Raw genomic sequence first — 8,066 nt, forward strand, 5'->3', positions numbered from 1 at the left:
CGATGGTCGGATGGGAGTATCCGACTAACCCACGGGAAGCCTCGGGGCTTGACCCCGAGGCAGTTCACGAGTTCGTCTGGGACCGCACCGCCCCGGCCGAGGGCCCGTTCTGTACCGACGTCGACGGCAACGTCCTCATGGACTTCACGAGCCACGTCGCCGCCGCGCCGCTCGGGTACAACAACCCCAAAATCATGGAGCCGCTGGCGGAGTTCGACTTGGTCGATCCGCTGAAGATCGCGGGTCAGGACTTCTACGCCGCCGGCGGGGAGTCGCCCGGCGACGGGCTCCCCGGCTCCTCCGGGCTGATGGAGCGGCTCATGGAGGTCACCGCCCACTACGACATGGACACCGTCTTCCTCTCGAACTCCGGCGCGGAGGCGATCGAGAACGCGATCAAGATCGCGTACGACGACGCCGGCGGCGCCAAACACGCGATCACCTTCGACGGGGCGTTCCACGGTCGGACGCTCGGCGCGCTCTCGCTCAACCGCTCGAAGTCCGTGTACCGCCGCGACTTCCCGGAGATCAGCGGGGTCCACGACGCCCCGTTCTGCGAGGACCGGACCTGCACCCCCGACACCTGCTCGTGCGGCTTCTTCGCCGGCGGCGTCTCGCGGCTGCGCGAGAAGTTGGACCCCGAGGGCGGCCACGTCGACCCCGACGACGTGGCGTACCTCGTCGTGGAGCCGATCCAGGGCGAGGGCGGCTACCGGTTCCCCTCCGACGCGTTCACCGACGAGATCGCCGCCCTGGTCGACGAACACGACATCACGCTGATCGCCGACGAGATCCAGTCGGGCGTCGGCCGCACCGGGGAGATGTGGGGCTCCGACCACTACGCGCTCGAACCCGACGTGATCACCAGCGCGAAGGGGCTCCGCGTCGGCGCGACGGTCTCCCGCTCGGAGGTGTTCCCCGACGAGCAGAGCCGGCTCTCGTCGACGTGGGGCGCGGGCGATATCATCGCCTCCGCGCAGGGCGCGCTCACGCTCGACGCGATCCGCGAGCACGACCTGATGGACAACGCGACGGTGCGGGGCCGACAGTTCACGGAGACGATGCGCGACGCCGACCTCGAAGGCGTGACCGACGTGCGGGGGAAGGGACTGCTGCTCGCGCTCCAGTTCGACTCGAAGGAGCGGCGCGACGCGGCCATGGCACACGCCTTCTCCCGGGGTCTGCTCACGCTCTCGTGCGGCCACGACGTGCTCCGGGTCCTGCCCCCCCTCGACGTCACCGAGCGCGAGGTCGAACTCGGCTGTGAGCTGTTGACCGCCGCCATCGACGACGCCGCCTGAGACGACGACCTACCGGTCCGCGTACCACTCCGCAAACTTCTCTAAGGCGCGGCCGCGGTGTGACACCGCGTTCTTTCGCTCGGTATCCATCTCGGCGAACGTCTCGCCGTCGTGTTCGAAGATCGGGTCGTAGCCGAAGCCGCCCTCCCCGCGCGGCGCGACGATCCGACCGGGGGCGTACCCCTCGAACAGCTTGACCGGGAGCGCGTCGGCCTCCCCGTCTTCGTCTGGACCCGCCTCTTCCCCGCCCGGCCCCGCCGCCGCGGCCGCGTCGCGGTCCCCGCGATCGACCGGGTCCGGGCTCGCGGCGAACCCGTCGCCGTCGCAGTAGCCGAGCACGCAGCGGAACGCGGCCCGGCGGTCGTCGAGGTCGGCGGCGACCTCGCGGACGCGCTCGATCCCCAGCGTCTCCTCGACGTACGAGGAGTACGGGCCGGGAAAGCCGTCGAGCCCCTCGACGAACAGCCCCGCGTCGTCGACGAGCACCGGCTCGCCGGCGTGGCGGTACGCCTCTCGGGCGCCCCGCGCCGCGATCGGGCCGAGCTCCGGGGCCTGGATCTCCGGGTAGTCGAAGTCGAGCCGCTCAACCGAGCCGTCCGAGAGGTAGCGCTCCGCCTCGCGCACCTTCCCGGGGTTCGTCGTCACGTATCTGAGCACGGGTCCGAGTGGGGACGGCCGGAACGAATAGCCGTCGGTCGCGGTCGCCCGCGCCCCCGGAAGTCGCCGCGGTCCCGCGCCCGCCGACCCGCGAGGGACACCCTCTTATGAGCCGCCCGTCAGGAACGGACGGACATGTTGATCGCCGGAACCGTCATCGCCGACCCCGAGACCGTGATCCCCGACGGCGCGGTCGTCGTCGAGAGGGAGACGATCGCCGCGGTCGGCGACGCGGCCGCCCTTCGGAATGCGTACCCCGACCACGAGCGCCGCGAGGCCGACCTCGTCGCGCCCGGACTGGTCGGGGGCCACGTCCACTCGGTCCAGTCGCTCGGGCGGGGGATCGCCGACGACGACGCCCTCCTCGACTGGCTGTTCGACGCGGTACTCCCGATGGAGGCCGCGATGGACGCCGAGGCGACGCGGGCCGCCGCCGAGATCGGGTACCTGGAGTGCCTCGAATCGGGGACGACGACCGTCGTCGACCACCTCTCCGTCAACCACGCCGAGGAGGCCTTCGAGGCCGCGATCGAGACGGGGATCCGGGCGCGCCTCGGGAAGGTGCTGATGGACCGGGACTCGCCCGAGGGCCTGCTCGAGGACACCGACGCCGCGCTCGCCGAGAGCGAGGCGCTCATCGAGGAGTACCACGGCGCCGCCGACGGCCGGGTCCGGTACGCGGTCACCCCTCGCTTCGCGGTCACCTGCACGGAGGTGTGTCTGCGCGGCTGTCGCGACCTCGCCGACCGCCACGAGGGCGTGACGATCCATACCCACGCGAGCGAGAACGAGGAGGAGATCGCGGCGGTGGAGGCGGACACGGGGAGGCGGAACGTCCTGTGGCTCGACGAGGTCGGGCTCACCGGCTCGGACGTGACCCTCGCGCACTGCGTCCACACGGACGAGCGCGAGCGCGAGGTCCTCTCCGAGACAGACACGACCGTCACCCACTGTCCTTCCTCGAACATGAAGCTCGCGAGCGGGATTGCGCCGGTCCACGACTACCTCGACCGCGGGATCACGGTCGCGCTCGGCAACGACGGGCCGCCCTGCAACAACACGCTCGACCCGTTCACGGAGATGCGGCAGGCGAGCCTGCTCGGGAAGGTCGACGCCGGCGACCCGACCCGGCTCCCGGCCGCGACGGTGCTGGAGATGGCGACGACGAACGGCGCCCGCGCCGCCGGCTTCGACCGGCTCGGGACCCTCCGGGAGGGGCAGCGCGCGGACGTGATCGGCCTCACCACGGACCGCACGCGCGCCACCCCGGTCCACGACCCGCTCTCCCACCTGGTGTACGCTGCCCACGGCGACGACGTCGTCTTCGCGATGGTCGACGGCGAGGTCCGGTACGCCGACGGCGAGCACGTCGGGATCGACGCTGACGCGGTCCGCGAGCGCGCCGCTCGACAGGCGGAGCGCGTGGTCGAGGCGGCGGGGATCGACACGGGCCAATCGTAGCTCGCCGCGGGGCCCCTCGCCGATCACTTATAAACACTCACGGCGGCCCCCGCAAAACGGGCTTAATCCGCACGAATTCGGGCTGAGCATCTCCGTTTTATACCCGTCCGGGGCGCGTTCGGTGAGTCACCATGACGGACCGATCGCGGACGACAGGCGACGACCGCTCGCAGGACAGCTCGGCCGACGGCTTCCGGCGACGGGAGTTCGTGGCGCTCGGCGCGAGCGTGGGCGCGACGATGCTCGCCGGCTGTGCCGGCGACGGGGCGCTCCCCTCGTCGGACGGCTCGGACGGCTCCCAGACGCTCACCGGCGACTTCCGGCTCCTCATCAGCGACGCGCCGGCCGACATCGACGACTTCGACCGGCTGAGCGTCACCCTCGACGAGGCCCGGATCTTCGAGGTGGGGGCGGAGGAAGCCGACGAGGACGACGCGGAGGAAGCCGACGAGGACGACGCCAATCAGACCGGTAACGAGACGGAAGAGGAGAGCGACTCCCCGAACGGAACCGCGGAAGAGGACGACGCGGAAGGGGAAGACGATGCGGAAGGGGAAGACGACGCGGAGGACGCGGAAGGGGAAGACGACGCGGAAGGGGAAGACGACGCGGAGGACGCGGAGGATGACGACCAGGACGGCCGCGGCTTCACCGTCGTCGCCCTCGACGGCGCGACGGTCGACCTCACGCAAGTCGTCGGAGACGACGCGACCGCCGTGTTCGACGGCCAAGTCTCCGCGGGCAGCTACGAGAAGATCGAGCTCTCCGTCACCGACGTCGAGGGGATCGTCGATGGCGCGGCGGTCGACGTGAAGCTCCCGAGCGAGAAGCTCCAGATCACGAACGGGTTTGAAGTCACGCCTGACGAGCCCGTCACTTTCGTCTTCGACATCAACGTGGTCAAGCGCGGTCCGAACAACGGCTACATCCTCAAGCCCGTGATCTCCGGGAGCGGGGTCGCCGGGCGGGACGTCGAGGTCAACGAGATCGACGACGAAGGGGACGAGGGTGACGACGCGGACGAAGGGAACGACGGAGGCGGCGACGACGCGGACGACGCGGAGGAAGCGGGTGACGGCGACGACGGGGCGTCGGACGACGAGGCCGCTGGAAACCAGACCGACGGCGCCGGGAACGAGACCGCCGCCGCGGACGACAGCTAACTACGGGACGGCTCCACGGAGGGAGCGGCCGCGGACGGGCACTTCGCCCACCGCAGCGCGGCGTCGTCGTCGTTGAACGCCTCGGTGTCGATCCCCTCGACGTCGATCGTGCGCTTGAGGTAACGGCGCTTCGAGCGCTCGCCGACGATCGCGAACCGGTCCACGCCGCGGGCGACGGCCATCTGGGCGGACTCGCGCAGCGCCCGCCGCCCGGCGTCGGAACAGGGCCGACTCGTCCGAACGACGATCACGACAGCGTCGACCGCGCAGTCGGCGGTGACGGTCCGCCACCGATCGAGGAGCGCCTCGCCGTCGTCGGGGCTGATCCCCGTCCCGTGCGGGAACTCGACGACCAGCACCTCGTCGTCGGTCCGCAGCGACCAGCGCTCACTCGGTTCCATATTAACTATTATCATCTGTCGGATAATAAATGCGCGGCCTAAATTATCCACATCGATAACAGCGGTCGGACGAGATGCGGACGTCAGACCGCGGTGAACGCCGCGGTCAGCGGACGCAAACCCGGTTCCGAGTTCCGGTGTCGCGTGAACTCTCGACGCTGAAAACTAACGGCTCAGTGGGGGGTCGTCGACCGGTCCCCGTCGCCCGCCGCCTCGACGACTGCCTCCGCGAGTGCCGCGAAGTCGGCGTCGCCCGGGACGACGTCGACGTCGATCCCGCGCTCCGCCGCCGTCTCCGCGGTCGGCGGGCCGATCGCGCCGACGACCGCGTCGCTCAGGCCCGCGATCGCCGCATCGCGGACCCCTCGCTCCTCGGCGGCGTCGAGGAAGTGCGTCACCGTGAGCGACGAGGTGAACGCGGCGGCGTCGAGGTCGCCCGCGGCGGCCAGCGCCGCCGACTCGCCCGCTCCGTCCGGTCGCGTGAGCCGGTAGAGGACCGTCTCGTTCACCGTCGCGCCCGCCTCGCGGAGCCCGTCGAGGAGCACGTCGCTGCCGTGGTCCGAGCGCGCCACCTCGACGCGCTCGCCGTCGACGCGCTCCGAGAGCGCCTCGACCAGCCCCGCGGAGGTGTACTCGTCCGGCACGAGATCGACGGTCCACCCCGCCTCCCGCGCCGCGGCGGCGGTCGCGGGGCCGATGGCGACGAGCGTCTCGTCGCCCGGCTCCCACCCCGCCTCGGCCGCGAGCTCGACGCCGGTCTTGCTCGTGAGGACGACGCACGGGGCCGCGGCCGGGACCGCTCCCGTCGGTTCGACCTCGAGCATCGGGTCGGGGACGGGGTCGGCGCCGAGCGACGCCAACACCGCCTCCGCGTCGTCGATCCGTTCGTCGGCCGGGCGGAAGACGGCGACGCGGGGGGCGTCGGGGGTGCCGTCGCTCACGCCCCCTCACCTCGCTCGCCGTCGTTCCGGAGGAACTCGATGACCCGAGCGCGCGTCCCCGCCACGTCGCCGATCACGGTGATCGCTGGCGGCTCGATCCCCGCCTCGTCGCGGGCGTCGACGATCGTGTCGAGCGTGCCGGTCGCGACGCGCATGTCGGGCCACGTCGCGCGCTCAACCAGCGCGACGGGGGTGTCGCCGTCGAGCCCGGCGTCGCGGAGCTCGGCGGCGTACGCCGGGAGCTTCCCGACGCCCATCAGCACGACGATCGTGCCGCCCGTCGCGGCGAGCGCCTCCCAGTCGACCGCCGACTCCGCTTTCGTCGGGTCCTCGTGGCCCGTGACGAAGGAGACGGAGGAGGCGTGATCGCGGTGTGTCACCGGGATCCCGGCGACCGCGGGGCCCGCGATCGCGGAGGTGACGCCGGGGACGACCTCGAAGGGGATCCCGGCCTCTGCGAGGTGCTCGGCCTCCTCGCCGCCCCGCCCGAAGACGAACGGGTCGCCGCCCTTGAGCCGGACGACGGACTTCCCCTCTCGCGCCAGCTCGACGAGGCGCCGGTTCGTGTACTCCTGCGGGGTCCACTCCCCGCCGGCGCGCTTGCCGACGTCCTCGCGCTTCGCTTCGGGTATCTCCCCGAGGATCTCCGGGCCGGGGAGCTTGTCGTGGAGGACCACGTCGGCCGACTCGATCAGTCGGGCGGCCTTCACGGTCATGAGGTCCGGGTCGCCCGGGCCGGAGCCGACGAGGGAGACGGTGCCGACGTCGCCCGGCGTCTCCCCCTCACTCATCGTCCGCCTCCTGCCGGGTCCCCTCGTCCGCCTCGACCGCTGCCTCCTCGCGGGCCGCCGCGATCAGGTCGGCTGCGCCTCGGTCAGCCAGGTCCGCCGCGAACGACTCGGCGGCCTTCGCGTGCGACCGGATCGGGAGGTCGCGCGTGTCGGCCACCTCCTCGGTGCCGTCGGTCGAGAGTACCCGGACGCGGGTGTGGACGTGCTCGCCTTGCACGAGCGCGGAGACGCCGATCGGCGCGACGCAGCCCCCGTTGAGCTCGCCGAGGATCGTCCGCTCGACGGTGACTGCCACCCGGGTTCGCGGGTGGTCGACCGCGGCGCGCACGGCCTCGATCACGTCCGGGTCGGTCGCGGTCACCGCGATGGCGCCCTGGCCCGCTGCGGGGACGAACTCCTCGCGCGGGAGCCGGGTCGTCGGGACTTCGTGGAAGAGGTCGGAGCGCCGGAGGCCGGCCTCCGCGAGGACGACCGCGTCGTACTCCGTCTCCACCTTGCGCTCCATCGCCGAGCGCTCCAGGTCGGAGAGGGAGTCGAACCACTCCTCCACAGTGGTCTCGAACTCCTCGTCGACCTCGGTCTCGCCCTCGTCGTCGGTGTCGGCCTCGTCCTCCGCTTCGCCGTCGGCCTCGCCTTCCGTACCGCCCTCCCCGGCGGTCATCGCGCTCGCCTCGCCCGAGGCGATCAGCCGGCGCTCGTGTTCCGCCTGGAGGCCGGGCGCGAGCAGCTTCTCGATCCGGGTGTCGACGTTGCCGCGCAGGGGCTCGACGACGAGCTCCGGGCGCGCGGCCTTGATCTGGGCGGTCCGCCGGAGGGACCCGGTCCCCACGACCGAGCCCGAGGGGAGGTCCTCGAGCTCGAGTCCGTCGGGACTGAGGAGCACGTCGCCGGAGGGCGCGCGCTCGGGGACGCCGGCGACGACCATATCGTCCATCCCCTCGGTCGGCACGTCCTTCAGCGAGTGGACGGCGAGGTCGGCGTCGCCGTTGAGCACCTCCTCGTCGAGCGACCGCACGAAGGCGCCCGTCTTGCCGAGCCGGTGGATCAGCTCGTCGGGGATCTGGTCGCCGCGGGTCTCGACGCGGCGGAGTTCCACGTCGCGTCGGCGGCTCGACAGGGCGTCGCGGACGGTCCCGGCCTGCCGGAGGGCCAGGTCCGACCCGCGCGTGGCGAGCCTGAGGGTATCGGTCATACGCGAATCGAGGTCCCCCGCGTTCAAAAGGGCATTAGTTCGGCCGTGACGCTGGCGTGCGAGCGGACCGCGGCGGCGTCGACGCGAGTTTTTATAAATACGGTGGCGCGTGCCGCCGAGCGCCCGCAGGGCGCGAGGTGCACGCGCGAGGGAGTCGCG

Annotated in this window: 8 protein-coding genes; 3 read left to right on the forward strand and 5 right to left on the reverse strand. The window is 71.8% G+C overall.

Annotation, left to right across the window (positions count from 1 at the left end; translation table 11 throughout):
- Positions 1-2 precede the first annotated feature (2 nt).
- Entirely contained in the window at positions 3-1,301 is a 1,299-nt protein-coding gene (locus N5096_RS03245) for a class-III pyridoxal-phosphate-dependent aminotransferase (protein WP_267662899.1), read from the forward strand.
- A gap of 9 nt (positions 1,302-1,310) precedes the next feature.
- Here the strand turns inward: N5096_RS03245 and N5096_RS03250 are convergent, their stop codons facing one another.
- Complete coding sequence (locus tag N5096_RS03250) at positions 1,311-1,958, reverse strand: non-canonical purine NTP pyrophosphatase (protein ID WP_267662900.1); 648 nt, start codon at positions 1,956-1,958, stop codon at positions 1,311-1,313.
- Positions 1,959-2,093: 135 nt separating this feature from the next.
- Here N5096_RS03250 and N5096_RS03255 point away from each other — a divergent pair, with 135 nt between their 5' ends.
- Together N5096_RS03255 and N5096_RS03260 are read left to right on the forward strand one after the other, a co-directional pair.
- Positions 2,094-3,419 (forward strand): 5'-deoxyadenosine deaminase, encoded by a 1,326-nt coding sequence (locus N5096_RS03255; RefSeq protein ID WP_267662901.1) that lies wholly within the window; start codon positions 2,094-2,096, stop codon positions 3,417-3,419.
- A 131-nt stretch (positions 3,420-3,550) separates the two neighbouring features.
- A complete protein-coding gene (locus N5096_RS03260; protein WP_267662902.1) occupies positions 3,551-4,582 on the forward strand; it encodes a DUF4382 domain-containing protein in 1,032 nt (343 codons plus the stop codon).
- On the opposite strand, the gene N5096_RS03265 is transcribed toward N5096_RS03260, so the two are convergent.
- The 4 genes from N5096_RS03265 to hemC form a co-directional block, all read right to left on the reverse strand.
- Positions 4,579-4,983 carry a hypothetical protein gene (locus N5096_RS03265; protein WP_267662903.1) on the reverse strand — a complete coding sequence of 135 codons (405 nt, stop codon included), beginning with the start codon at positions 4,981-4,983 and terminating at the stop codon, positions 4,579-4,581. The two genes, N5096_RS03260 and N5096_RS03265, sit on opposite strands and share 4 nt — an antisense overlap.
- Positions 4,984-5,156: 173 nt before the next feature.
- Positions 5,157-5,924, reverse strand: coding sequence for a uroporphyrinogen-III synthase (locus N5096_RS03270; RefSeq protein ID WP_267662904.1), 768 nt, complete (start codon positions 5,922-5,924; stop codon positions 5,157-5,159).
- Positions 5,921-6,715: a uroporphyrinogen-III C-methyltransferase gene (cobA, locus tag N5096_RS03275; RefSeq protein ID WP_267662905.1), complete on the reverse strand. Its 795-nt coding sequence runs from the start codon at positions 6,713-6,715 to the stop codon at positions 5,921-5,923. Before cobA ends, N5096_RS03270 begins: the two co-directional genes overlap by 4 nt.
- Complete coding sequence (gene hemC, locus N5096_RS03280) at positions 6,708-7,907, reverse strand: hydroxymethylbilane synthase (RefSeq protein WP_267662906.1); 1,200 nt, start codon at positions 7,905-7,907, stop codon at positions 6,708-6,710. Before hemC ends, cobA begins: the two co-directional genes overlap by 8 nt.
- Positions 7,908-8,066: the final 159 nt, after the last annotated feature.

Source organism: Halorubrum yunnanense, from assembly GCF_026586675.1.
Lineage (GTDB): Archaea > Halobacteriota > Halobacteria > Halobacteriales > Haloferacaceae > Halorubrum > Halorubrum yunnanense.